The sequence below is a fragment of the Enterocloster sp. OA13 genome (assembly GCF_022440595.1).
Taxonomy (GTDB): domain Bacteria; phylum Bacillota; class Clostridia; order Lachnospirales; family Lachnospiraceae; genus Enterocloster; species Enterocloster hominis.
In genome coordinates this window covers 2,325,441-2,347,111 of sequence record NZ_JAKNTF010000001.1, presented here as the reverse complement: position 1 = coordinate 2,347,111, position 21,671 = coordinate 2,325,441, and the positions used below count along the sequence as shown (strand labels likewise).

Genomic DNA, 21,671 nt, shown 5'->3' with positions numbered 1-21,671 from the left:
GCCCGGAAGCATTATGACAGGCCCTGCAGGCATTTGGGAAGGCAGGCATTTGGGAAGTACGGTTTCCGGGGATGGGCGTCCCCTGTCCGGGAAATCGTACTTTTTTCTTTTGTAATTAAAAGTTTATGCTATAATAGACTCAAACCGTGTTGAGGGGAGAGTAGGTCAGATGAATGAGCTGAATGGTCTGCAGCGGCAGATTTTAGACGAAATAAAAGAAGACATCAAGAAAAACAGCGATATGTCCATTAAGGATTTTGCGAAGAGACACTACATATCCCCGGCATTCCTGGTGAACCTGTCAAAAAAACTTGGGTATTCCGGTTACAGGGAATTGATATTCTCCATCAAATCCGACCACAAATCCCCGCCTGCTGCCCAGGACCGCAATCTGGCTGGAATCAGGAACACCATCATCAGTAACTATTCGGAAGAACTGGTGGATACCTTCATCTGGCACATGAAGGGGGCTAAGGAAAAATACGTATATGCCATGGGAGTTGGATACTCCATGGTGGCTATTGATTATATCAGCCGTAAGTGTGTCAGGGACGGCTACCGGCTGATATATACGGAAAGCCTGGGGGAATTGTCTGAGTTCAAGGATAACGTGGGCATTATGGTATCAGAGTCAGGGGAAACCCAGCTGGTGATAGATGAAGCGGAAAAATGCAGGCAGCATGGATATTTTACCATTGCATTCCTGCGCAACGGGAACAGCCGCCTGAGGAAGATGGTGGATCTGCCTGTCATCATCCCTAAAGAGGAGTGGGAGGATGAACTGCAGATTAATACGTTTGTATCTAATACCATCATTGCATTTCAATTACTGTTTTCCCAATTATGAAGTTTTAAAATATAATACAGATGTGGCTGTATGACTGCCGGAAACCGTTTATTCATGATACTGAATGGATAAACGGTTTTTTCACGCCATGAATTATCTGAAAACGTGAACTATTTTACTCAGTATGAAGAGTTTCACGGATGCCCTGGAAGTATTGCTTTTAAAAGTCTGAGTCACTATACTGAAAATACAAAAAATACAGCCTGCGCAGGTAAATGTATTGACACTTTGTAATGTATAAGGAGGGGTATCATTCATGTCTAATGGTATGAAAGCTTTTTTCCAAAAGTTAGCAAGAGCATTTTTAATTCCAGTATCCCTGATAGGTGTAGCATCGCTTATCATGGCCATTGGCTGTATTTTCACTGATGCGGCGATTATTAAGATGGTCCCGTTTTTTGCCAGTACACCCATTCAATATCTGGGGAACTGGATGGTAACCACAGGCGTGCAGGTCCTTCATAACCTGGCATTGGTTTACGCCATGGCGCTGGCCTTCGGCCTGGCGGCGGAAAAGAAAGAGTATGCGGCGCTGGGCGCGTTTATCGGTTATTTCGCCCTGCTTAAATCAATGAACCTGTTAATCACGACCTTCCCCACCGTAAGGGCCATGTTCCCTGAGACGGGCATCACGACGGTTCTGGGGGTGGAAACCGTCAATGTAGGAATCATGGGAGGCATCCTGGTAGGTGTTATCGTTGCAAACCTGCATAACAAATTTAAGGATATCAAGCTGCCAATGGCATTTTCCTTTTATCAGGGTACAAGATTTGTTCCAATCATATCTTTAATCGTACTCAGTCTTGTCGGACAGCTGCTGCCGTTCCTCTGGGTATATGTGCAGAGGGCGATTGATGCATTCGCAAAGGTGTTAGGCAGTCTGGGCATCTTCGGTCCCTTTGTCTATGCGCTTGGGGAGAGGGCGCTGATTCCCACGGGCCTGCATCAGATATGGAATACGATTGTAAGGAATACCTCCGTGTCAGGTGTATATACCTTTGCTTCCGGGGCAGTGGCTGAAGGCACGGTTGCCGGATATGCACAGTATCTGGTGGAAGGAGTGCCCACCAACGCATCGCTGGCACAGCTGGTTTCCTATTATTTCGGGCCGCAGATTCCCATGATGCTGGGCGGGCTTCCGGCAATCGCACTGGCTATCTACAAATGTGCGGATGCGGATAAGAGGGAGAGCATCAAGCCTCTGGTGGTAGCCGGGGCGCTGACAGCCATATTCGCAGCCATCTCAGAGCCGATTGAGTTCATCTTCCTGTTTGCGGCACCGCTTCTCTATGTGGTTTACAGCCTCTATACCGGATTAAGCTGGTTTCTGTGCTTTATCCTGGGCAGCGGTGTGGGCGGCGCTAATTCCAGCATCATCGGGTTGTTTACCAATGGATTCTTGCGGCCCGGCTCCAATGTTTGGGTGGTCTGCGTGGTTACCGTTCTGGAATTCATACTCTGCTATGTCACCTTCCGGTGGTGGATCATACATTTTGATGTAAAGACACCGGGGCGAGGGGGAGATTATGACGATTCACTGGCATTTGCAGCTGAGATTGCCAATATTGAAATGCCGGCAGCAAAAACAGGGGAACCGGCCGGACTGGATACCAGGAATCCCGAGATGCTGAAGGCACAGCTGATTGTAAGGGGTCTTGGCGGTAAAGATAATATCATGGAGACGGAAGCATGTATGTCACGGCTCCGCGTGGTTGTGAAGGACTACTCCCTGATTGATGAAGCAATCCTCAAGAAGACGGGATGCAACGGGATTGTAAAAGTAAGCGGCAATGAAATCCAGATTGTTTACGGGACAACCGTGACATTAATCAAGAAGACGGTTGACAAGGTAATGGAAAATAGTTAAGGAGAGAATGTAAAATGAAAAAGTATTCAGTAGTGATTGCGGGCGGCGGAAGCACTTACACACCTGAGATTGTATGCACATTGCTTGCACATCTTGACAGGTTCCCGTTAAGGAAGATTAAACTGTATGATAATGATGAGGAAAGACAGAGCCAGCTGGCAGAGGCATGCAGGATCCTGGTCATGGAAAAGGACCCTGAGATTGAGTTCCTGGCAACCGTGGACCCGGAAGAGGCTTACACGGACATCGATTTCTGCCTGGCACATATCCGGGTAGGGAAACTGCCCATGCGTGAAAAAGATGAGAAGATTGCATTAAAGCATGGATGCGTGGGACAGGAGACATGCGGTCCTGGCGGGATTACATATGGGATGCGATCCATTGCAGGTGTGCTGGAAAACATTGATTATATGGAAAAATATTCCCCGGATGCCTGGATGCTCAACTATTCCAATCCAGCGGCCATTGTGGCAGAGGCCACCAGGCGGTTCCGTCCTGATTCAAAGGTCATCAACATCTGTGACATGCCCATTGGCCTGGAGGACAGCATAGCCAGCATTGCAGGGCTTAATGACCGCAAGGAAATGGATGTGCGCTATTTTGGGCTGAACCACTTTGGATGGTGGTGTGATATCAGGGACAAGGCCGGCAATGATTTGCTGCCAAAGGTCAGGGATTACATGCTGGAAAAGGGATTTGTGTCACCGGCCATGACATCCAACCAGCAGGAATACAGCTGGAAGGATACCTATTACAAGGCAAAGGATGTCCTGAGCCTGGACCCCACCATGATTCCCAACAGTTATTTCAAGTATTACCTTTTCCCGGATTACGTGGTTGCGCACTCAGACCCCGGCCATACACGGGCCAATGAGGTCATGGAAGGAAGGGAGACAGAGGTTTTCACGGCCTGTAAGGAAATTGCCGAAAAGGGCACTGCAAAGGGCAGCTATCTGGAGGTGACGAATCATGCGACATTTATCGTTGACCTGTGCATTGCCCTGGCCCTTAACACCCATGAAAGAATGCTGTTGATTGTTCCCAATAATGGTGCTATTGTTAACTTTGATGATGATGCCATGGTGGAGATACCATGCCTGGTGGGAAAGGATGGCTATGAGCCGTTATCCATCGGAAGGATACCCACGTTCCAAAAGGGATTGATGGAACAGCAGGTGGCAGTGGAAAAGCTGGTGGTGGATGCATGGGAGGAAGGCTCTTACCATAAGATGTGGCAGGCATACACGCTGTCCAGATGCGTGCCCAGCGCCACGGTTGCCAAGGCGCTTCTGGACGATTATATTGAAGCCAACAAGGAATACTGGCCGGAACTGAAATAATGAGGATGAAGTAGGAAGGTGATAAGGTGTTGGGGATATTTAAAAAGAAAATCAGTGTCTGCGCTCCTTTTGACGGAAGGACCATGGATATGACCGAGGTCAGGGATCCTGTCTTTGCACAGCTTATGATGGGGGATGGATGCGCCATCATACCGGCATCGGGAGATGTGTTCGCGCCTGTGCCGGGACGGGTGGAACTGATTGCAGGGACACGGCACGCCATATGCCTGAAGACGGATGAAGGGCTTGAGCTTATGATCCACTATGGCATTGATACCGTAAAATATGGAGGAGAAGGATTTGATATGAAGGCAGCCGTGGGACAGCAGGTCCAGGTTGGGGACCTGTTATGCCATGCTGATATGGACTATTTCAAAAAACAGGGCGTTGACCTGACATCCCCGATACTGGTTTTGGACTCCGATAAGTTTTCAGTTGTCAACAAACAGCTGGGAAAAGAAGTGACAGCAGGAGAACCCATTTTCTCTGTTGTCAGGAAATAGGAGGGGGTACGGTGCCAACATATGAATTAGAGCAATCTACCTGTGAAAAGGAAGGGGTGGATTCGCGGGGGATACTAGCCTTTATTCGCAGATTAAAAGAACGTGATATCCATTTACATACGTTCACAATGGCACGGCATGGGAAGCTGATTGCCCAGGTTAATGCATTTCCATATAAGAATACATGCAGGCATGTGGAGAATTCGGTTACCAAGACATTCACATGCGTGGCTGTGGGCATCCTTCATGACAGAGGGCTGTTACGCCTGGATGAACCGGTGCATCCCTATTTTTCCAATCCTTCTTATGCAGAAAATGGATTGGGAACCCTTACCATCCGGCATCTGCTGACCATGGCCATGGGACAGGATGGGCCTGATATGTTTGCGGCAGGGGATGACAGCAGGGACTGGTGTGAAAGTATATTTGACCGACGCGTAACGGATCTGCCCGGAAGCCGTTTTTACTATAATTCCATGGCCTCCCATATGCTGTCGGCAATCGTGACAAAGATAACAGGCAAAAGCCAATGTGGATTCCTGAAAGAAAACTTTTTTGATTTGTGCGGGATTCAGGATTATGACTGGCTGGAAGACCCTTCCGGATATTCCATCGGCGGGGTTGGCCTTTACATGAAGGGAACGGACTTGATTAAGCTGGGGCAGCTGTTCCTGAACAGGGGTGTACTGAATGGACACCGGATCCTGTCAGAGGAATGGTGTGCGCTTGCAGCCTCTAAGCAGATAGACACCGCGCCCGGTTATCCGGCCTATAAAACAGAAAGCACCCAGGGATATGGTTTTCAGATGTGGCGGTGTACGCACAACGGATACCGTGCGTCCGGATTATTTGGGCAGATGTGCGTGGTGCTGCCGGATTGTGACACCACGTTTGTGATGAATTCATCCACGGCAGGCTCGCAGCCTCTTCTGGATACATTTTTTGAAACCGTATATCCGTGTATCGGGAATGAACCGCTAAAAGAGTGTCCTGAAAATGTGCAAAGAATCCTGGAGCTGAGCCATATCCTGGACGCACAGCCGGTTACGGGCAACGCCATTCCTGCTTACCAGGATTCCATCAATGGCAGGAAGATACGTTTCCGGGATGCGGATAAGTACATACGTCTTACCTTTCTTTCAGATGACTGCAGTTTTGAAATCGGGGAAGGGGACCGCACCTTTTCCTGCTGTCTGGGAAAACAGGAATACAGGGCCGGGGCAACCGACCTGGACCAGTATCTGATGCGCTACGGAAGCTATATGCAGACAGCAAAGCCCAGGAGCCATGCCCCGTCAGCCTATGGTTCCTATGCCTGGCTGGGGGCTTCCCATATGAGGATCCGGGTCCTGTTAAATGACCATACCTCATACAATGAATGGGACATTTATTTTGACAGCTATATGGCAAGGCTGGATGAGAATTTTAAGTATCTGATTGAAGGATACGATTATCATACGCAGAATATCCTGCTGATGCCATAAAAACAACAGGGTAATAAGGGAAACCTGCTGGAAAGCCAGATGACACATGGCTTTTAACAGCAGGTTCCTTTTATTTATAAATTGATAAACCGGCTTCATGCAGGGCATACTGATACGGGAGCGTGTTGGAAAATCCAAACACATCCTGGTATGAGAGGAGCAGAAGATATGAGGACAGAACAGTACCGCATAGATGGCATGTCCTGCGCGGCCTGCAGCAGCGCGGTGGAGCGTGTGACGAAAAAACTGGGAGGGGTGGAGGACAGCCATGTGAACCTGACCACCAGCCGGATGGTGATAACCTATGATGAGGATCAGGTGACTTCCGGCATGATACGTGAGGCCATATCCAAAGCCGGATACGGCGCCAGCCTTGTGGCGGAGGAGCCGGACAGGAAAATGAAGGAAGAGGAATGGCAGCAGCAGGAGGAACATCTGCAGTCTGCCAGGAACCGTGTGATTACGGCTGTCTGCTTTTCCATCCCGCTGCTCTACATTTCCATGGGACATATGCTTCCGTTTTCCCTTCCCCTGCCTGCATTCTTGGAAATGGACAGGAATCCGCTGAACTTTGCCCTGGCGCAGCTGATCCTTACCGTGCCAATCCTGGTCTGCGGTTACCGGTTCTATGTGGTGGGCATCCGTTCCCTCATAAAGGGAAGCCCCAACATGGATTCCCTGGTGGCCATCGGCACGGGAAGCGCATTTGCCTACAGCCTTGTGATGACCCTGGGAATCCCGGCCGACCATATGAAGGCGCACCAGCTGTACTATGAGTCGGCCGCCGTGGTCGTAACCCTGGTGATGCTTGGCAAGTACATGGAGAGCCGGAGTAAGGGAAAGACCTCGGAGGCCATCCGCAAGCTGATGGAACTGGCGCCTGACACAGCCCTTCTTTACGAAAATGGTGTGGAGCGTGAGGTGGAAACCGGGCAGGTGGAGGCGGGGCAGCATATACTAATCAAGCCTGGCAGCAGGATTCCTCTGGACGGGGTCCTGGTACAGGGAAGCAGTACCGTGGATGAATCCATGCTGACGGGCGAGAGTATTCCGGTAGAGAAACAGACAGGGGACCGTGTGATTGGGGGCAGCATGAATTACAACGGAGCAATGGAAGTGGAGGTCACCCATGTGGGCAGCGATACCACACTGTCTAAAATCATCCGGATGATAGAGGATGCCCAGGGCAGGAAAGCCCCCATATCCAAACTGGCTGACACGGTGGCCGGGTATTTTGTGCCGGCTGTGATGGTTATCGCCCTGGCAGCCGCCCTTATGTGGTGGATAGTGGGAGGCAGGGACCTGTCCTTTGTGCTTACCATATTCGTGGCTGTCCTTGTGATTGCCTGTCCCTGTGCGCTGGGGCTTGCCACGCCGACGGCCATCATGGTGGGGACCGGGGTGGGGGCCGGACACGGCATCCTCATAAAAAGCGGGGAGGCCCTGGAGGTCTGTCATAAGGTGGACGCCGTAATCCTGGATAAGACAGGAACCATCACGGAGGGCCGGCCCAAGGTGACGGATGTAAGCGTAATCAGCGATTCGGTGGTGGAGCAGGTGTGGAAACTGGAGAGTGCGGCCCTGCCAGGTGTCACACCGCCCAATGAGACGGAGGACGGAACCCTCAAAGACAGTACAAAGGCAGCAGCGCCTTCCGATGCGGAGAAAAAAGAACACCTTCTATTCCTGGCAGCATCCTGTGAACAGATGTCAGAACATCCCCTGGGCCAGGCCATTGTCCAGGCGGCCAGGGAGAAGCAGATGGAACTGGTCATGCCGGAGTCGTTTGAGAGCGTGACCGGCGCAGGTATCCTGACCTCCTTAAACGGCTGGAAGGTGGCTGTTGGCAACCGCCGCCTTCTGAAGCATCTGAATGTCCCTGTATCGGATGAAACAAAAAAGCAGGCGTCGGAATATGCAGGCATTGGCAAGACCCCCATGTATGTTGTGGTGGACGGCCGTCTGGCCGGACTGATCTGCGTTGCGGACACCATCAAAGAGACCAGCGTGGAGGCGGTGGGGAAGATTAAAAAACTGGGTGTGCAGGTCTATATGGTAACAGGAGATAATGAGAAGACGGCCCAGTATATTGGACGCCTGGCCCATGTGGACAAGGTGGTGGCGGAGGTATTGCCGGAAGATAAGGCAGATGTGGTAAACCGGTTGCAGAAACAGGGAAAAACAGTTATGATGGTAGGTGATGGAATCAACGATGCGCCAGCCCTTGTCCAGGCGGATGTGGGCTGCGCCATTGGCAGCGGCAGTGACATTGCCCTGGAATCCGGGGATGTGGTGCTGATGAAATCCGATCTGATGGATGTGTACCGTGCCATCAGACTCAGCAAAGCAACCATACGCAATATTAAACAGAATCTGTTCTGGGCATTCTTCTACAACACGCTGGGAATCCCTGTGGCGGCAGGCGCCCTGTATCTGTTAGGCGGCCCGCTTTTAAGTCCCATGCTGGGAGGGTTGGCCATGTCCCTAAGTTCCGTATGTGTGGTGGGCAACGCGCTCAGGCTCAGGAATCTGACGCTCTGATCATAAAAATCACAAATGAAAAAGGATACAAGGATCATGCAGTTTAATTCATATCTGTTCATAATGTTATTTCTCCCGTCCTGTATTGGAGGGTATTTCGGATTGCAGCACTTGGGAAGGAAGACAGGGGCCAGGCTGTTCCTGGCCGCCATGTCCCTTCTGTTTTTTGCTTATGGCAATCCATGGTACCTGCTTCTGCTCTTAGCCAGCACCGGGTTCAACTGGGGAATTTCACGGATGCTTCTGGAAAATGTAAAGGAGGCCGGTTCCGCCCCCTCCCCGGGCCGGGATGGAGGCAAAAGGAAGGCCATCCTCATACTGGGCATCGGAGCCAACCTGGGACTTCTTTTCTATTATAAATACTTCAACTTTTTCTTGGAGAACCTGAACCTGTTCCTGAAACAGGATTTATTGCTGACAAGGATCCTCCTGCCTGTGGGCATCAGCTTTTTTACGTTCCAGCAGGTTGCATGGCTGGTGGATTCCTATAGAGGTGAAACAGGAGGGTACGGTTTCCTTGATTACGCCATTTTCACGGTGTATTTCCCCAAGATTGCCATGGGCCCGATTCTTTTGCACAGGGAGTTCATTCCGCAGCTAACGGAAGAGGCGCGCCGGAGGATGGATTCGGAGAATATGTCCAAGGGACTCATGGTGTTTGCCGCAGGTCTTTTTAAGAAGGTAATACTTGCGGAGTTTTTTGCAGGCCCGGTGGCCTGGGGATTTTCACAGGTGGGACTGTTGAGCGCTGCCGATGCATTCCTTGTGATGCTGGCCTATACCTTCCAGCTGTATTTTGACTTCAGCGGGTACTGCGACATGGCGGTAGGGATTTCACAGATGTTCAATCTGGAACTGCCCCAGAATTTCAATTCTCCCTACAAGGCGCTTTCCCCGGTGGATTTTTGGAAACGGTGGCATATGACTTTGACACGGTTCCTGCGCAATTACATATATTTTCCCCTGGGCGGAAGCAGGAAGGGAAAGGTGCGCACTTATGTGAATGTGATGGCTGTATTCCTGGCCAGCGGCCTGTGGCATGGGGCCAACTGGACATTTATCCTGTGGGGTATGATCCACGGGGCGGCACAATGCCTTAACCGTATGTTTGACAGGCAGTGGAACAGGCTTCACATTGCGTTCCAGTGGATGGCCACCTTCCTGTTCGTGAACCTGGGCTGGGTCATATTCAGGGCTGACAGCATTTCCCAGGCAAAACAGTTTTTTAAGAGACTGGTGTGCTTTGGGAACATGCAGATAAATCCGGGGTTCATAGAAAGTTTTAAGATGGTGGAGCTGCCCCAGGTTTTCTTAAATCACAGGATCATGACCATATTCCTGATTTACGGCATTGCAATCCATCTGGTGATGAACACCAGGAACATGGCGGAGGCAGGGCTTAAGCCCACGGTGCAAAGGGCCGCCGGGACAGCGGTTATGCTTGTGTGGTCAATCATATCGCTGGCCGGGATTACCACTTTTATTTATTTCCAATTTTAAGGATGTTTAATTTTATCGGTATTGACAGGAGATACAGCATTGGATATACAGACAGATAGCAGGGATGGACAGAAGAAATACTGGGGAAGATGGCTGGGCCTTACGCTGGGGCTTACCGTTTTGGGGCTGGCTGCCCTGGGAGGGCTTGTGGCAGTGGTGGACCCCTTTTTCCATTATCATGGGCCAGTGAAAGGGCTGGCATATACATTGGACAGCGAGCGTTACCAGAACGATGGCATCAGCCGGCATTTTACATACGATGCGGTGCTCACAGGCACATCCATGACGGAGAACTTCAAGGTATCCCTGTTTAATCAGCTGTTCGGGGTGGATGCAATCAAGATCCCGTACGGCGGGGGATATTATAAGGAAGTGGATGAAGCGGTGTGGCGGGCCATTTCCTATCATCCGCAGATTAAGATGGTGTTCAGGAGCCTGGATAAAAGCTTCCTCATGTATGACAAGGATGAGTGGAATCCCACGGCGCCGGCGCCGGATTACCTGTTTGACAGGAATCCGTGGAACGATGTGGATTACATATGGAATAAAGAAGTGATTTTCGGCAATATACGCAGCATATTGAACCGGACAAAGGCAGGGGCAGATATGACCACCTTTGACGGATATATGCACTGGGCGCCTGATAAGGAGTGGGGCAGGGAGGCTGTGCTTAAGACCTTCGTGCGCCCGGAAGGGAACATGGAGCCGGTACCGTTTACCATGGAAGACAGGCAGATGGTTGAAGGTAATGTGGAACAGAATATACTGGCCGTTGCAAGGGCTAACCCTGATATTACATTCTATTGCTTTATCCCTCCCTACAGCATTGCGTATTGGGACAGCGAGCTTGTGGCAAAGGGGGATTTTGAACGCCAGCTTACGGCGCTCCGCCTGATGGCGGATATGCTCCTTACCTGTGACAATATCCGGCTGTTTGGGTTTGATGACCAGTTTGACATCATCTGCGACCTTGATAATTATATGGATGTCATCCATTACTCCGAGCAGGTGGGGGACCGGATACTGGAGTGGATGGCAGCAGGGGAGCACAGGCTGACCCGTGATAATGTGGACCGGTATTTTGAGACAATCAGGGATTTTTATGGGAGCTACGATTATGGCAGGATTTACGATTAATGGGAATGCAGGATGGGGCAGGATTACATCAAAATAAAATTCTGAGTTTTTTTAAAAACTTTGACAATTTATGGTTGACATTCTGCCATATTTGTATTATACTACCAAAGGTATCGAGGCGTGGCTCAGTTTGGTAGAGCGCTGCGTTCGGGACGCAGAGGCCGCGTGTTCGAATCACGTCGCCTCGATTCACCTAAGGCCTGATGGTCAAGCGGCTAAGACGACGCCCTCTCACGGCGTAAACCCGGGTTCGATTCCCGGTCAGGTCATGATGAAGAGGCTGTTGCGTGAGCGACAGTCTTGTTTCATCTAAGGGACAGCATGACTGTCCGGATGCCACTGTAGCGCAGTTGGTAGCGCAACGCATTCGTAATGCGTGGGTCGCCGGTTCGAGTCCGGCCAGTGGCTTATCGAAAATCCCTTGAGAAATCAAGGGATTTTTTTTGATATATATGCTGCCATTTATCGATTGGAATAGCAATAGACGATTGCTTGAAAGGAAAACATACATACGCTATAATAGATTCATTCCATAGAGGGAGGGTGAAAGTATGGATACAAAGGATGTATTGAAAAACATCCGTGTTAAAAACAAGCTGACCCAGGATGAAATGGCTGAAAGGTTATCTGTTACACGTCAGGCCGTTTCACGTTGGGAAAACGGTGACTCAACGCCGAATATAGAAACATTAAAACAGATTTCCATAGCATTTGATGTTTCTATCAATACATTACTGGGAAGTCCAAGAAAACTCATTTGCCAGTGTTGCGGTATGCCATTGGAAGATGATAGTGTTATCAGCCGGGAAACAGATAACAGCTTTAATGAGGACTATTGCAAATGGTGTTATACAGACGGGCAGTTTGCATATGAGAGTATGGACAGATTGCTTGAATTTTTGGTAAGCCATATGTCGGATGGCAATTTTACTCCAGAACAGGCAAGGGCATATTTTTCTGAACAGCTTCCTAAATTGAAACACTGGAAATAATGTATCTTTGTTACACGGTAGACGTTTTGAGGCTTCGATTGCGTAACACAGTCATTGAAAACTGAATAACCGCTATCCTTACAGCAGCACTGCTGAGCAGGAAATCAAAAGAACCGTCTGGTCATGGGCGGTTCTTTTGATTTCCTGACATTTAAACGTTGATATGGGCAAATGGTCCATGTAACGGGCGGAAACAAAATAATGGCAGAAACCGTCACTATTCCATGTTATAATGGATTTGTACAGAAAGCAGCAATCCGGAAAAAAGCAGGTTGTTTATGGAAAACAGCATGGATGGAACAGCCGGGTTCAAAACACCGATTGGAGGAAAAGGAATGGATGAAAAGGTAAGATGCGCCTGGGCGGGAGACTCCCAAATATACATTGATTATCATGATAATGAATGGGGCCGCCCCGTACATGATGATGACAGGCTGTTCGAAATGCTGATATTAGAAACCATGCAGGCAGGGCTTTCATGGATAACGGTCCTGAAGAAAAGGGAGGCATTCCGCAAAGCTTTTGATGGATTCAAGCCAGAACTGGTGGCCTGTTATGACGATAAGAAGATTGAGGAACTTATGGCAGATGAGGGCATCATAAGAAACCGCCTGAAAATCAACGCGGCCATAAGTAATGCCAGGGCATTCCTCGCAGTCCAGGCCCGGTACGGCAGTTTTGACCAGATGATATGGGGGTATGTGGACAATACGCCCATTGTGGGCCACTGTGAAAATATCAAGGATCTGCCAGCCACAACCGCGCTGTCAGACCGGATCAGCAAGGACCTGAAAAAACTTGGTTTTAAGTTTGTCGGTTCAACGACCATATATGCCTTTATGCAGGCCGTTGGAATGGTTAATGACCATGTCACAGGCTGTTTCCTCTATAACAACATCAAATAATGAGGATTTCGGGCCTGCAATGAATTGTTGCGTGACCAAATCCGGCATTCTGTGGTATGTTTAATCTATAAAACAGTGTGCCGGGAGGAATTGGGATGAGCAGCATAGGGAAAAATATCAGGAACCTGAGAAAACAGAAGAAGATGTCCCAGGAACAGCTTGCAGGGCTTCTGCATGTGACAAGGCAGGCTGTCTCCAACTGGGAGACCGGCAGAACCCAGCCGGATATTGAAACGCTGGAAGCCATTGCAGGAGCTTTTGACACGGATATCCTCATGGTCTTATACGGGCGCCGCCAGGAGGAGGCGGATGCAGAGACAAGACAGGCACGGAAAAAACAGTGTATCAGGAATGCCCTTTTGTGGGGGGCATTAACGTTGACAGGGACCTTGATTTATGTATTCACAAAGGACTGGACGGAAAGGATGGCCCAGCACTATTATGACGGTCTGCCGCGCTTCCTGTCCGTTCTCATCCTGTGTCCGGCCTGTTTCTTTGCAGGAACGGTTACCTTCATGAATATAATGGGACTGTTGGGGGATATCAGGATAAGACAGGCATGGGTGAGGAGGACGGTATTGGGGATATCCATCGGAATTCTGGTTTTTTATTTCATAGCGGCATCGGGCGTACTTCTGCCGCTGCTGTTGCCAGATGTGCATCTGTTTGATGAATTGTTCATGGGACTGAACCATATCAGCCTGCTTTTAGGTTACCGGCTGGCAAAGGTGCCGCCTTTGTTCTTTGTATCAGCAGCCGGCATATTTCTTGGAATGAAAGGGGATAAGGGATGACAATATTAGCATTGAGGATCAGGCTTCATGCACCATGGGTGCATTCGCTGAAGGAAAAAAGGATGGTTGTAAAAAGCCTGCTTGCAAAGCTGCAGAACAAATTCAATGTTTCTGCAGCGGAAGTGGGTGAGCAGGATATCCATCAGATCATCGTCATAGGACTGGCGGCCGTGGCTGCCCATCAGGCACAGGCAGACAGTATCCAGGAAGAGATTGAAAAGTTTGTGGCACAGAACACGGAAGCTGAGATACTGGATATTGAAAGGGAAATTTACTAGGGCGTGTTTGAAAATTCATTCCCGCCGTCTGCACGCCCCACTTCGCGGTATATTTGGCCCCGATTCAGTCAGCGTAGCCCGCTACGCCTCCATCATCGGAACCAAATCTCCCACAAAGTGGGACGCACAGCCGACGGAAAGCAATTTTCAAACACGCCCTAGGGCCTGATATAAGCATATCCCTGGGACTGCCGCGTCACAAGTTCCATGACTCCGGCAGGAACCGTGACAACAAAGGACTGTAGGTCCTCTTCTGTGAGATGGCTGGCCCTCATGGCATTCCTGCATGCGGCGAAGGTGACGCCTTCCCGGTGCAGGGATGCCATCTTTGCGGTAAGGCTTTGGTCTGATTCATTGCCGTTTCCCAAAATGGAGGAAGCGTACTTCTGCACGGCCTCGCCGTTGGCCAGGACCTCCACGGTCATGTGCCCGGATTCCGAAGCAGCAAGAAGGTTTTCCACGTTTCCTAAGAGCATCTGCCACCTGGCATTCTCATCAATATGGAAGATTACTTTATATTCCATCTTCATTACCTCCTTCTGATTTCATTCTTTTTCATTTTCATATCCATATGTAACATATTCCATCATCTGGTCCGTGGTCTCATCGTTGCGGATGAAATTCATCAGGATGCGGTATAATTTGCCGATGCGTTCATCCGCAGGCTCGCCGCCTATATCGGTATCTAACTGGGCCCGCATATCAAAGAGCGTGTCCTTCCTGGCAGGCATATCCAGTTTCATGGCTTTTGCAATGGTGCCGATGGCGCAGTATGCTTCCAGGGGGGAGGTTATGGGCGCAGGCGGTTCAAAACGTGCTTTGATGTCCAGGGCCATTTTAATTATATAAGACATGTTCTAACACCTCGATTGATTGGTATTCCTTATCATACCACAAAAACGGATGTTTGTGTATAGTTCCTTTCACACCTGTTCCCGATGCCGGTATTCCTGCCTGCGTGTTAAAATTGTGTAAAAATTCCCCCGGAATACGCGGGTTTGTCAAAACACAATTGCTGGAACCATCTGCTTATGTTATACTGAATCTTGAGTCCGGGTGTATGACCTGGAAAAATGACGGTATACTTTAAACATAGGAGCAGAATACATGAAAAACCCAAGATTCAAAAATTATATTTACTGGGGGACAACGGCCCTGGCAGTGATTGCCCTCAGTGTGGCATTTGGATTTTTCCTGTCCCGGTTCGAACTGGTGTCCGGTGCGCTTGGAAAGATTGCATCTATCTTAATGCCCATCATATATGGGGCGGTGCTGGCATATCTGATGCTGCCCATCTACAATAAAACCAGGGCATACACAACCCTGAAGCTTAGCAAGGCAATCAAGGACCAGTCCATTGTGGACCGTCTTGCCAAGGCGGCCGGAACCCTGGTCAGCCTGGTTGTGCTGGTTGCCATTGTGGCAGGCCTGTTCCGGATGATCATTCCGGAGATTTACAACAGTATCATCCGGCTGCAGGAGAGCATTGGCGAGTACATCAACAACCTTACCATGTGGATGAACAAGATGTTTGAGGATAACCAGGATTTTGAAAAGTTTGTCATGCCCTATTATGAGCAGGGGGTATCTGAATTCCAGAAGTGGCTGACTGAAAAGCTGGTTCCCAACATGTCCATGATCATAGGACAGCTGTCCACCGGGCTTTTAAGTGTGGTTACCGTGGTTAAGAACATACTCATTGGCGTGATTGTCATGGTGTATTTCCTGAATATCAAGGATACCCTGGCAGCCCAGTCCAAGAAGATTGTATACAGCATACTCAAGCTTAAGGATGCCAACCGCCTTGTGAGCGAGGTGCGTTTTGCCCACGGCATATTCGGCGGATTCATCACGGGGAAGCTGCTGGATTCCCTGATCATCGGAATCATGTGCTTTTTTGCCCTGCAGTTCATGGATATGCCCTATGTGCTGCTTATCAGTGTAATCATCGGCGTGACCAATGTCATACCGTTTTTCGGTCCCTTCATCGGCGCGGTTCCAAGCGCCTTCCTGATCTTGATGATCAGCCCCATGAAGTGCCTGTATTTCCTCATATTCATCCTGATATTACAGCAGTTTGACGGCAATATCCTGGGCCCGAAGATCCTGGGGGATTCCACGGGCCTGCCCAGCTTCTGGGTCCTGTTTTCCATCCTGCTCTTCGGGGGGCTTCTCGGCTTTGTGGGAATGATCATCGGCGTGCCTGCATTTGCAGTCATATACAGGCTGGTATCCGCCTATGTGAGCAATAACCTGAAAAAGAAGGATCTGTCCCCGCGGACAGAGGATTATATGGAACTGGACCATATCGATGAGGAAGAGAAGATATACGTTGACCGGGACGGGGCTGAGTAACAGCCGGACCGTCCGTGTCAGGTGCGGATTATCCTGAGGGCCTGCCCTCCTGCCATGGGGGCAGGCTCTTTTTGACGGGGAGGAGGAAAAACATATGAGCGACCTTGAGACAAGATATCTGGAGCGGCTGTCCGAGCTGTATCCTACCATTGCGGCTGCTTCCACGGAGGTAATCAACCTGGAGGCAATACTGAACCTTCCAAAGGGCACGGAACATTTCCTGACGGATATCCATGGGGAGTATGAAGCATTTTCCCATGTATTGAAAAATGGTTCCGGCGCAGTACGGCGCAAGGTCAACGATGTGTTCGGCAACACATTGAGCAGCCAGGACAAGCAGACCCTTGCGACCCTTATCTATTATCCAAGGGAGAAAATGGACCAGATCTTAAAGCAGGTACATAACAGGGAGGACTGGTACAAGATTACCCTGTACCGTCTGATTGAGGTGAGCAAGCGGGCGGCCAGCAAGTATACCCGCTCCAAAGTGCGCAAGGCCCTGCCGCCGGAGTTTGCCTATGTGATTGAGGAGCTGATTACGGAAAAGGTGGATGTGAGGGATAAGGAATCGTATTACAGCGCCATTGTCGCAACCATCATACGGGTGGGAAGGGCAAAGGAATTCATTGTGGCGCTCAGCGAACTGATCCAGCGGCTGATTGTGGACCATCTCCACATCCTGGGGGATATCTATGACAGGGGGCCTGGCCCGCATATCATCATGGATAAACTGATGTCCTACCACTCCCTGGATATCCAGTGGGGAAACCATGATGTGCTCTGGATGGGCGCCGCTGCGGGCCAGAAGGGGTGTATTGCCAATGTGATCCGTATCTGCGCAAGATACGGCAACCTGGATATCCTGGAGGAAGGCTATGGAATCAACCTGCTGCCCCTGGCCACATTTTCCCTGGACATGTACGGGGATGACCCCTGCGCCTGTTTTGCGCTTAAAGGAACCAATACATGCAGCCCCAGCGAGACGGAACTGAACATGAAGATGCACAAGGCCATCTCCATCATCCAGTTCAAGGTGGAGGGACAATTGGCAAAGGAGCATCCCGGGTTCCAGTTGGAAAACAGGAACCTGCTTCACCTGGTGGATTGCAAAACCGGCAGTATCTGCATCAACGGTACGGTATATGAAATGCTGGACAGTCATTTCCCCACCGTGGATCCTCAGGACCCTTACCGTCTGACGCCGGAGGAAGCGCTTATCATGGAACGTCTTGTCAATGCCTTCAGGAACTGTGAAAAACTGCAGCAGCACATGCGTTTCCTGCTGGCCAAGGGAAGCCTGTACAAGGTATATAACGGAAACCTTCTCTATCATGGCTGTATTCCGCTGAACGAGGACGGAAGTTTCAGGGAAGTGGAGATATATGGAAGGAAATGCAAGGGGAAAGCGCTTTATGAGTGTCTTGACAGCTATGTGCGGCAGGCCTTTGTGGCCATTGACTGCGAGGAAAGGAAAAAGGGCCGGGATATCTGCTGGTATATCTGGCTCCATGAAAATTCCCCTTTGTTTGGAAAGGATAAAATGGCTACCTTTGAGCGGTATTTCCTGGCGGACAAGGAGACACACAGGGAGAAGAAGAATCCTTATTACAGCCTGCTGGAGGAGGAAGATACGGCGCGGGGGATCCTCAGGGAATTCGGCCTGTCCGAGGAGGACGGGCATATCATCAACGGACATGTGCCGGTTAAGTCGAAGAATGGGGAAAATCCGGTCAAATGCAACGGCAAGGTCCTGGTCATTGACGGAGGATTCTCAAAGGCGTATCAGAAAGAAACAGGGATTGCAGGCTATACGCTGATTTATAATTCCTATGGACTGATCCTGGCCGCCCATGAACCCTTTGAGTCAACGGAGGCAGCCATTGAGAAGGAGAGCGATATCCATTCGGAGAGTATCATCATCAAGCGTGTCTCCAACCGTAAGCTTGTGGGCGATACGGATATCGGATGCCGGCTCAGGGCGAAAATCGTGGATTTGGAAATGCTCCTGGAGGCGTACCACACAGGTCGGATTGTTGAAAAATTCCCTGTCAGGGGAATCTGATATCCACCAGATCCGTCATTCCCAGGGCAGGGGACAGTTTAAGGAATGATATGAATGAATCTTAATGTGATGCTACAGCTTTTCTGCTGTGGCAATCACAATAAGTTGACTTTGTTTCTCCTTTGTGGTATAGTAAAACAACATGATGCACGTGCATCACAAGTCAAGGGCGACATGATGTATTAAAGTCACCCTTATTTTAATTGTAAGAGGAGGAAATATTCATGAAAAAAATCATGGCATTATCAATGGCAGCAGTTATGGCCCTTTCAATGGCGGGATGCGGCTCCAAACCAGCGGCAGATACCGCTGCCGCGACCGAGGCGTCTGCAGACACCACGGCTGCGCAGGCAGAGGATACCACGGCTGCGGAATCAGAGGCGGCTGCATCAGCAGCTGGCAAGAAGTATGTGATCAACACAGATACCACCTTCGCACCGTTTGAGTTTGAGAATGATAAGGGCGAGATGGTGGGAATCGACCTGGATATCCTGAAGGCGGTTGCCGAGGACCAGGGCTTTGAGTATGAAGTCATCCCGGTTGGTTTTTCCGCAGCAGTAACAGCTCTGGAGGCCGGTGAGTGCGACGGTGTCATCGCAGGCATGTCCATTACCGACGAGAGGGCTGCAAAGTATGACTTTTCCGAGCCTTACTATGATTCCGGTGTTGGAATGGCGGTGCTTCAGGGTTCCGATATCACGTCCTATGACCAGTTAAAGGGGCAGAACGTTGCTGCTAAGATTGGTACGGAGGGCTGCACCTTTGCCGAATCCATCGCAGACCAGTATGGTTTTGAGGTAACCCAGTTTGAGAGTTCTTCCGATATGTACCAGGCAGTGCTTGGCGGGGAGGCAGTTGCCTGCTTTGAGGATTATCCTGTTATCGGATATGAGATTTCCAGAGGACTTGGCCTGACCCTTCCCACACCTATGGAGAAAGGTTCCTCCTATGGCTTTGCAACCCTTAAGGGCGCCAATCCTGAACTGGTTGAGATGTTCAACAAGGGACTGGAGAACATCAAGGCCAGCGGCAAATACGATGAAATCTTAAGTACCTACATCGCGAAATAATTGATGGAATCATGTCTGCCGCCGCCAGGCGGCAGGAGGACGCCGGTTTCTGTCAGGGCACGCCGCTTAAGACGTGTCCTGGAAGCAGGGGCCGGCGCCTGAATGTGCGGAAAGGTTATGGATAAATTTAAAGCAGTTATTCAGAAAGCCGGGCTTAAGTGCTTTAAATTTGGCTATAACAATCCGGTGCGGGATGGGGATTGGTTTACAGGATTCCCGGGGCCGGAGCCTGCAGACAGCAGATTAAAAAAAGAAAAGGATGATAGTATGCAGATTATTAACGTTTTAACCCAGTATTACCCGTCATTTTTCAAAGCGCTTGGCGTTACGCTGCAGATGACGGTTATTTCGCTTTTTTTTGCCACGATTCTTGGCGTCATCTTCGGATTGTTCAAGGTATCTGACTTTAAGGCGCTGAAATTCATTGCCAATATTTATATTGACATCATAAGGGGGACGCCGCTGCTGGTACAGGTCTTCATCATGTACTATGGCGTGGGAAGCATGCTGCGCCCGTATGGATTCCAGTGGAACATGATAGGAGGGGCATTCTCGGCGGGCTGCGTGACCCTGAGCCTGAATGCCGGCGCCTACATGGCGGAGATAATCAGAGGCGGTATTGAAGCCGTGGACAAAGGACAGATGGAGGCGGCCAGAAGCCTTGGCCTTTCCTATGGCAAGGCCATGTGCAAGGTAATCCTGCCCCAGGCGTTCCGTACCATGCTGCCTACAATCATCAACCAGTTCATCATTTCCTTAAAGGACACATCCTTAATATCGGTCATCGGACCAAGGGAGCTGACGCAGAACAGTAAGATCATAGCTGCCAACGCATCCTCCATGGTCATGCCTATATACCTGTCGGTGGCCATATTCTACCTGGTCATCTGTACCATCCTGTCCAGGGTGGCAAAATATGTGGAGAGGAGAGTGTCCTATGGAAAATAAGATTTCTGTAAAGCAGCTGAAGAAGAATTTTGGTGACCTGGAAGTCTTAAAGGACATCAGCATTGAGATAAGGGAAGGGGAGGTCGTGTGCATGATAGGGCCTTCCGGTTCCGGTAAAAGTACGTTCTTAAGGTGTTTAAACCGGCTGGAGAAAATAACGTCCGGGGAAGTGGTGGTGGATGGACACCCCATATCCGACCCCAATACCAATATCAATAAGGTGCGTGAGAACATCGGTATGGTGTTCCAGCATTTCAACCTGTTTCCCCATCTGACGGTCCGCGACAACATAACGCTGGCGCCTACCCAGCTGAAGCTTATGAACAAGGCTGAGGCGGATAAAAAGGCGCTGGAGCTTTTGGGACGGGTGGGACTGTCGGACAAGGCGGATGTGTACCCGGGCCAGTTGTCCGGCGGACAGAAGCAGCGTGTGGCGATTGCCCGCTCCCTGGCCATGAACCCGGATATCATGCTGTTTGATGAACCCACCTCCGCCCTGGACCCTGAGATGGTTGGTGAGGTACTGGAGGTCATGAAGCAGCTGGCGGCGGATGGAATGACCATGGTTGTGGTGACCCATGAGATGGGATTTGCCAGGGAAGTGGCCGACCGTGTGATTTTCATGGATGACGGTTATATTGTGGAGCAGGGCACGCCGGAGGAAGTGTTCGGTAACCCCAGGGAAGAGCGTACCAGGAGTTTCCTGGATAAGGTATTATAGAAGACAGGAACCGGATTAGGTCTGGGAACAGAAGATGTGGACAGGTCTGGACGGGTTTGGAGCAGGATAAACTGGCTCCGGACCTGTTCCGGACAATTAGAAAATAAGAAAAATTTAGGAAAATTAGGAAAATTTAAAAATATACTTGAAATACTAGAAATATATGGTATAATATCCTTGTTGCGCAGATGTAGTTCATCGGTAGAACACCAGCTTCCCAAGCTGGGGAGGCGGGTTCGATTCCCGTCATCTGCTTAAAGTGTCTGAGAACAGACCTGAATGCAAAATAGCTTTCCGATATGGAAAGCTATTTTTGCGTTTATGCCC

Annotated in this window: 19 protein-coding genes, 4 tRNA genes and 2 pseudogenes; 22 read left to right on the top strand and 3 right to left on the bottom strand. The window is 49.9% G+C overall.

All coding sequences use genetic code 11. The annotated features are described in order from the left end of the window. Positions 1-169 precede the first annotated feature (169 nt). The 16 genes and pseudogenes from MCJ35_RS10405 to MCJ35_RS32015 all read left to right on the top strand — a co-directional run. On the top strand, positions 170-847 hold the full coding sequence (locus tag MCJ35_RS10405; RefSeq protein ID WP_025487208.1) for a MurR/RpiR family transcriptional regulator: 678 nt from the start codon (positions 170-172) through the stop codon (positions 845-847). 256 nt (positions 848-1,103) lie between these two features. Then, positions 1,104-2,714: a PTS transporter subunit EIIC gene (locus tag MCJ35_RS10400; protein WP_025487209.1), complete on the top strand. Its 1,611-nt coding sequence runs from the start codon at positions 1,104-1,106 to the stop codon at positions 2,712-2,714. 14 nt (positions 2,715-2,728) lie between these two features. Continuing rightward, a complete protein-coding gene (locus MCJ35_RS10395) occupies positions 2,729-4,054 on the top strand; it encodes a 6-phospho-alpha-glucosidase (protein WP_025487210.1) in 1,326 nt (441 codons plus the stop codon). Between the two features lie 29 nt (positions 4,055-4,083). Further along, entirely contained in the window at positions 4,084-4,557 is a 474-nt protein-coding gene (locus MCJ35_RS10390) for a PTS sugar transporter subunit IIA (protein ID WP_155858524.1), read from the top strand. An 11-nt stretch (positions 4,558-4,568) separates the two neighbouring features. Further along, positions 4,569-6,041 (top strand): serine hydrolase domain-containing protein, encoded by a 1,473-nt coding sequence (locus MCJ35_RS10385; RefSeq protein ID WP_025487212.1) that lies wholly within the window; start codon positions 4,569-4,571, stop codon positions 6,039-6,041. Positions 6,042-6,209: 168 nt separating this feature from the next. Then, positions 6,210-8,582 carry a heavy metal translocating P-type ATPase gene (locus MCJ35_RS10380; protein ID WP_240299472.1) on the top strand — a complete coding sequence of 791 codons (2,373 nt, stop codon included), beginning with the start codon at positions 6,210-6,212 and terminating at the stop codon, positions 8,580-8,582. Between the two features lie 102 nt (positions 8,583-8,684). Beyond that, complete coding sequence (locus tag MCJ35_RS10375; RefSeq protein WP_331472308.1) at positions 8,685-10,082, top strand: MBOAT family O-acyltransferase; 1,398 nt, start codon at positions 8,685-8,687, stop codon at positions 10,080-10,082. Positions 10,083-10,121: 39 nt separating this feature from the next. Beyond that, positions 10,122-11,219: a hypothetical protein gene (locus MCJ35_RS10370; RefSeq protein ID WP_155858525.1), complete on the top strand. Its 1,098-nt coding sequence runs from the start codon at positions 10,122-10,124 to the stop codon at positions 11,217-11,219. A 114-nt stretch (positions 11,220-11,333) separates the two neighbouring features. Further along, positions 11,334-11,407 (top strand) — tRNA-Pro (locus MCJ35_RS10365). Positions 11,408-11,416: 9 nt separating this feature from the next. Next, positions 11,417-11,488, top strand: a tRNA-Glu gene (locus tag MCJ35_RS10360). A gap of 66 nt (positions 11,489-11,554) precedes the next feature. Further along, positions 11,555-11,627: transfer RNA gene (locus tag MCJ35_RS10355), tRNA-Thr, on the top strand. Between the two features lie 143 nt (positions 11,628-11,770). Then, complete coding sequence (locus tag MCJ35_RS10350; protein ID WP_025487214.1) at positions 11,771-12,211, top strand: zinc ribbon domain-containing protein; 441 nt, start codon at positions 11,771-11,773, stop codon at positions 12,209-12,211. 278 nt (positions 12,212-12,489) lie between these two features. Then, entirely contained in the window at positions 12,490-13,116 is a 627-nt protein-coding gene (locus MCJ35_RS10345) for a DNA-3-methyladenine glycosylase I (protein WP_488473296.1), read from the top strand. Positions 13,117-13,211: 95 nt separating this feature from the next. Next, complete coding sequence (locus MCJ35_RS10340; RefSeq protein WP_240299471.1) at positions 13,212-13,910, top strand: helix-turn-helix domain-containing protein; 699 nt, start codon at positions 13,212-13,214, stop codon at positions 13,908-13,910. Further along, positions 13,907-14,188: a DUF503 domain-containing protein gene (locus tag MCJ35_RS10335; RefSeq protein WP_240299470.1), complete on the top strand. Its 282-nt coding sequence runs from the start codon at positions 13,907-13,909 to the stop codon at positions 14,186-14,188. Before MCJ35_RS10340 ends, MCJ35_RS10335 begins: the two co-directional genes overlap by 4 nt. Positions 14,189-14,237: 49 nt before the next feature. After that, positions 14,238-14,291: pseudogene (locus MCJ35_RS32015) on the top strand (hypothetical protein); the annotation flags it as partial. A gap of 3 nt (positions 14,292-14,294) precedes the next feature. On the opposite strand, the pseudogene MCJ35_RS32010 reads toward MCJ35_RS32015, so the two are convergent. From MCJ35_RS32010 to MCJ35_RS10325, 3 genes and pseudogenes are all read right to left on the bottom strand, one after another. Next, a pseudogene (locus tag MCJ35_RS32010) lies at positions 14,295-14,366 on the bottom strand (hypothetical protein); the annotation flags it as partial. After that, on the bottom strand, positions 14,347-14,712 hold the full coding sequence (locus MCJ35_RS10330; protein WP_008716177.1) for a DsrE family protein: 366 nt from the start codon (positions 14,710-14,712) through the stop codon (positions 14,347-14,349). The pseudogene MCJ35_RS32010 and the gene MCJ35_RS10330, both read right to left, overlap by 20 nt. A 21-nt stretch (positions 14,713-14,733) precedes the next feature. Then, on the bottom strand, positions 14,734-15,042 hold the full coding sequence (locus tag MCJ35_RS10325) for a DUF3837 family protein (RefSeq protein ID WP_008716175.1): 309 nt from the start codon (positions 15,040-15,042) through the stop codon (positions 14,734-14,736). A 253-nt stretch (positions 15,043-15,295) separates the two neighbouring features. On the opposite strand from MCJ35_RS10325, the gene MCJ35_RS10320 reads away from it, so the two are divergent. The 6 genes from MCJ35_RS10320 (at position 15,296) to MCJ35_RS10295 (ending at position 21,599) form a co-directional block, all read left to right on the top strand. Then, on the top strand, positions 15,296-16,543 hold the full coding sequence (locus tag MCJ35_RS10320) for an AI-2E family transporter (protein ID WP_025487216.1): 1,248 nt from the start codon (positions 15,296-15,298) through the stop codon (positions 16,541-16,543). A gap of 94 nt (positions 16,544-16,637) precedes the next feature. Beyond that, positions 16,638-18,605 carry a fructose-bisphosphatase class III gene (locus tag MCJ35_RS10315; RefSeq protein ID WP_025487217.1) on the top strand — a complete coding sequence of 656 codons (1,968 nt, stop codon included), beginning with the start codon at positions 16,638-16,640 and terminating at the stop codon, positions 18,603-18,605. 224 nt (positions 18,606-18,829) lie between these two features. After that, positions 18,830-19,675 (top strand): transporter substrate-binding domain-containing protein, encoded by an 846-nt coding sequence (locus MCJ35_RS10310; RefSeq protein ID WP_025487218.1) that lies wholly within the window; start codon positions 18,830-18,832, stop codon positions 19,673-19,675. 267 nt (positions 19,676-19,942) lie between these two features. Next, the gene (locus MCJ35_RS10305) at positions 19,943-20,623 is read left to right on the top strand and encodes an amino acid ABC transporter permease (RefSeq protein ID WP_025487219.1); all 681 of its coding nucleotides are present in this window, start codon (positions 19,943-19,945) and stop codon (positions 20,621-20,623) included. Next, the gene (locus MCJ35_RS10300) at positions 20,613-21,344 is read left to right on the top strand and encodes an amino acid ABC transporter ATP-binding protein (protein WP_025487220.1); all 732 of its coding nucleotides are present in this window, start codon (positions 20,613-20,615) and stop codon (positions 21,342-21,344) included. The genes MCJ35_RS10305 and MCJ35_RS10300 overlap by 11 nt, the downstream gene beginning before the upstream one ends. Positions 21,345-21,528: 184 nt before the next feature. After that, positions 21,529-21,599 (top strand) — tRNA-Gly (locus MCJ35_RS10295). Positions 21,600-21,671: the final 72 nt, after the last annotated feature.

What these genes read in the sequence shown, in the direction of transcription:
- MCJ35_RS10335 (WP_240299470.1), top strand. Translation starts at nt 13,907, where the DNA reads ATGACAATATTAGCATTGAGGATCAGGCTTCATGCACCATGGGTGCAT.
- MCJ35_RS10380 (WP_240299472.1), top strand. Translation starts at nt 6,210, where the DNA reads ATGAGGACAGAACAGTACCGCATAGATGGCATGTCCTGCGCGGCCTGC.
- MCJ35_RS10400 (WP_025487209.1), top strand. Translation starts at nt 1,104, where the DNA reads ATGTCTAATGGTATGAAAGCTTTTTTCCAAAAGTTAGCAAGAGCATTT.
- MCJ35_RS10405 (WP_025487208.1), top strand. Translation starts at nt 170, where the DNA reads ATGAATGAGCTGAATGGTCTGCAGCGGCAGATTTTAGACGAAATAAAA.
- MCJ35_RS10350 (WP_025487214.1), top strand. Translation starts at nt 11,771, where the DNA reads ATGGATACAAAGGATGTATTGAAAAACATCCGTGTTAAAAACAAGCTG.
- MCJ35_RS10300 (WP_025487220.1), top strand. Translation starts at nt 20,613, where the DNA reads ATGGAAAATAAGATTTCTGTAAAGCAGCTGAAGAAGAATTTTGGTGAC.
- MCJ35_RS10320 (WP_025487216.1), top strand. Translation starts at nt 15,296, where the DNA reads ATGAAAAACCCAAGATTCAAAAATTATATTTACTGGGGGACAACGGCC.
- MCJ35_RS10340 (WP_240299471.1), top strand. Translation starts at nt 13,212, where the DNA reads ATGAGCAGCATAGGGAAAAATATCAGGAACCTGAGAAAACAGAAGAAG.
- MCJ35_RS10395 (WP_025487210.1), top strand. Translation starts at nt 2,729, where the DNA reads ATGAAAAAGTATTCAGTAGTGATTGCGGGCGGCGGAAGCACTTACACA.
- MCJ35_RS10315 (WP_025487217.1), top strand. Translation starts at nt 16,638, where the DNA reads ATGAGCGACCTTGAGACAAGATATCTGGAGCGGCTGTCCGAGCTGTAT.
- MCJ35_RS10310 (WP_025487218.1), top strand. Translation starts at nt 18,830, where the DNA reads ATGAAAAAAATCATGGCATTATCAATGGCAGCAGTTATGGCCCTTTCA.
- MCJ35_RS10345 (WP_488473296.1), top strand. Translation starts at nt 12,490, where the DNA reads ATGGAAAACAGCATGGATGGAACAGCCGGGTTCAAAACACCGATTGGA.
- MCJ35_RS10330 (WP_008716177.1), bottom strand. Translation starts at nt 14,712, where the DNA reads ATGGAATATAAAGTAATCTTCCATATTGATGAGAATGCCAGGTGGCAG.
- MCJ35_RS10325 (WP_008716175.1), bottom strand. Translation starts at nt 15,042, where the DNA reads ATGTCTTATATAATTAAAATGGCCCTGGACATCAAAGCACGTTTTGAA.
- MCJ35_RS10305 (WP_025487219.1), top strand. Translation starts at nt 19,943, where the DNA reads ATGCAGATTATTAACGTTTTAACCCAGTATTACCCGTCATTTTTCAAA.